The following is a 2628-nucleotide window of genomic DNA, read 5'->3' on the forward strand; positions in this document are numbered from 1 at the left end:
CCTTTCCGAGACCGCCGGTCGGCTGAGCCCACCAGTGCGTCCTGGCTCAACCCGGTCGAGCGATTCTTCCGCGACCTTACCGAAGATCAAATCCGGCGCGGCGTATTCCGCAGCGTGGCCGACTTGGAGCGTGCCATCATGGCCTATCTCGATCATCGCAATGAGCATCCCAAGCCCTATCGCTGGACGGCCACGGCCGCGAGCATCCTCGCCAAAGTCCATCGTGCTAACGTTTCGTTGGACGCTGTGCACTACTAGTTGTCATCTTCAGGTCTTAAAGTGGAGGGGATCAGGCCTAACGCAAGGAAATCACCGCCATGACGACTTCGGATTGCGCCGACCATTCCCCAGCGCCGGAACAGGCGGAGCTCATCGCCTTGCAGGCGGCGCTGGAAGCCTTGCGTGCGCAGATCGTGCAGGGTGCGCAGTCGGACATGGCCCGCTGGCACCCGGAAGCCGGGAGCAATGGCGCGGTGAGCATGCGCAATCTATTGCATTACATTCATTTTCGTCGCAACGACCTGCGTTCGCTGCAAAAGCGCCTCAGCGTCCAGGGTCTTTCGTCTCTGGGTCGCTCCGAGGCGCATTTGCTTCATGACCTGGACCGGGTGCTGGCCTTGTTGGCGGGGGTGCTGGAGGGAAGCTGGCATCCGCCCATTCCAGGCCAGGATCTTTCCATCGAAGAAGGCGAAGCCTTGCTGGCCGCCCATACACAGCGATTGTTCGGGCCGCACCGCGATGGCGAGGGGGTCTATATCATGGTCACGCTGCCCAGCGAGGCTGCCGATCAGGGCGATCTCGTCACGGCAATGCTGCGCGCTGGCATGGATTGTGCTCGCATCAACGGCGCCCATGACGATGCAGCCACCTGGACACGGATGATCGATCAGGTGCGCCGGGCCAGCGCGGCGCTGCAGGTGCCGTGCCGGATCTATATGGATCTGCCGGGCCCCAAGCTCCGCACCGACAGCGTGCCCGCCGCGCCGATCTTCGCCATCCACCCGCCCCGCGATGCCGCAGGCCGGGTGGTCGCGCCCGCCGAGGTGACACTTGTCCCGGCGCAAACCCCGCCGATCGGTTCTCCCAGTGTTCTGCCGGTGACACCTGCGATCTACAGTGATCTGCAAGTCGGCGATCGACTGCGCTTTCGGGACACTCGTGGCCGGCTGCGCGAACTGGAGGTGACGGGGCGTGATGCCGCCGGCCACTGGCAGAGCCAGATCTGGCACACGGCGTATATCGAGGCGGGAATGCCATGCCGTTGGTGGCGTCCCGGGAAACTTCCGGCGCGACGGGGCGAGGGCTGCTTCGGTCCGTTCCCGGAGCAGCCCGGTTTCCTGCTGGTTCATCCGGAAGAGCAGCTGTTGCTGGCCCGGAATTCCCAGCCCGGCCGGGCCGCGCGCCGCGATGCCGAGGGCGCGGTGGTGGAGATGGCCCGGATCGGCCTCAGCTGTCCCGAGGTCATCGATGACCTGCAGGTGGGACACCGCGTCTTCATTGACGATGGCAAGGTCGGCGCGGTGGTGGAAGCGCTGACCCCCGAGGGCGCTGTGTTGCGGATCACCCGCGCGCGCGCGGAAGGGGAGAAGATCCGGGGAGAGAAAGGGCTCAATTTCCCGGACAGCACGCTGGGGTTGCCGGCCTTGACGGCGCAGGATCTGGACATGCTGAATCTCGCCGCCCAGCAAGCGGATGTGATCGGCTATTCCTTCGTCCGCACGGCTCAGGACATGGCGACCCTGATGGCGGAGCTGGATCGACGGGGTGCTCGGGACGTACCCATCGTGGCCAAGATCGAGACGGCCCAGGCGGTGCGCAACCTTCCTGAAATCCTGCTCACCGTCATCCCGCGGCGACCCATGGGAGTCATGGTGGCGCGCGGGGATCTGGCGGTTGAAATCGGCCCGGAACGCCTGGCAGAGATCCAGGAAGAGATTCTATGGCTGTGCGAGGCGGCCCATGTGCCGGTGATCTGGGCCACTCAGGTGCTCGAATCCCTGGCGCGCAAGGGCACCCCGACCCGCTCAGAGGTGACCGATGCGGCCATGGGGGTGCGCGCCGAATGCGTGATGCTCAACAAGGGTCCTTATATCTGCCGGGCCATCGAAACCCTGCGCGACATTCTGCTGCGCATGCAGGCGCATCAGCACAAGAAGATCGCGCGCCTGCGGGCCCTGCATTGGTAAGGCGTGCCCGGTCCGCACTCTGGACCAAGGCACACCTTTAACGACTCAGCCGCTGCCTTGGCGCTGCGCTTCCTCTGTTTGCTGCACGCTGGCTCGCGCCGCATGGCGATCGACGGCGCTCAAGACCGCGCGCAGGGTGGCCGCAGTGACATCCTCGTCCAGCCCCACCCCAAATACCGCCTTGTCGTCATCGCCAACGGTCAGCTCCACATAGGCCGCCGCGCGCGCATCGGCGCCTGGGCTCATGGCATGTTCTCGATAATCAATCACTCGAATCGGCATGCCGAGCCAATCCGCCAGACCATGGACGAAGCCGTCCACCGGACCCCGACCGACGCCCGTCACCACCTGATCCAGTCCTGCCGCATCCCGCAGCACGACGCACACCCGCCGCTGTCGCCCTGCGTCCCCACAGGGCTCCTCGCGGTAATCGACCAGGGCG

At 65.3% G+C, this 2628-nt stretch carries 2 protein-coding genes and 1 pseudogene; 2 read left to right on the plus strand and 1 reads right to left on the minus strand.

The window, feature by feature from the left end; all coding sequences use genetic code 11:
• Together NA637_RS24570 and NA637_RS24575 are read left to right on the plus strand one after the other, a co-directional pair.
• A pseudogene (locus tag NA637_RS24570) lies at positions 1–258 on the plus strand (hypothetical protein); the annotation flags it as partial.
• Between the two features lie 59 nt (positions 259–317).
• Positions 318–2186 (plus strand): pyruvate kinase, encoded by a 1869-nt coding sequence (locus NA637_RS24575; RefSeq protein ID WP_256075146.1) that lies wholly within the window; start codon positions 318–320, stop codon positions 2184–2186.
• 45 nt (positions 2187–2231) lie between these two features.
• On the opposite strand, the gene NA637_RS24580 is transcribed toward NA637_RS24575, so the two are convergent.
• Positions 2232–2628 (minus strand): alpha-isopropylmalate synthase regulatory domain-containing protein (locus NA637_RS24580; protein ID WP_272889274.1); only part of this gene is annotated, 397 nt, incomplete at its 5' end.

Source organism: Stutzerimonas stutzeri (genome assembly GCF_024448935.1).
In the GTDB taxonomy this organism is placed as follows: Bacteria; Pseudomonadota; Gammaproteobacteria; order Pseudomonadales; family Pseudomonadaceae; genus Stutzerimonas; species Stutzerimonas stutzeri_AO.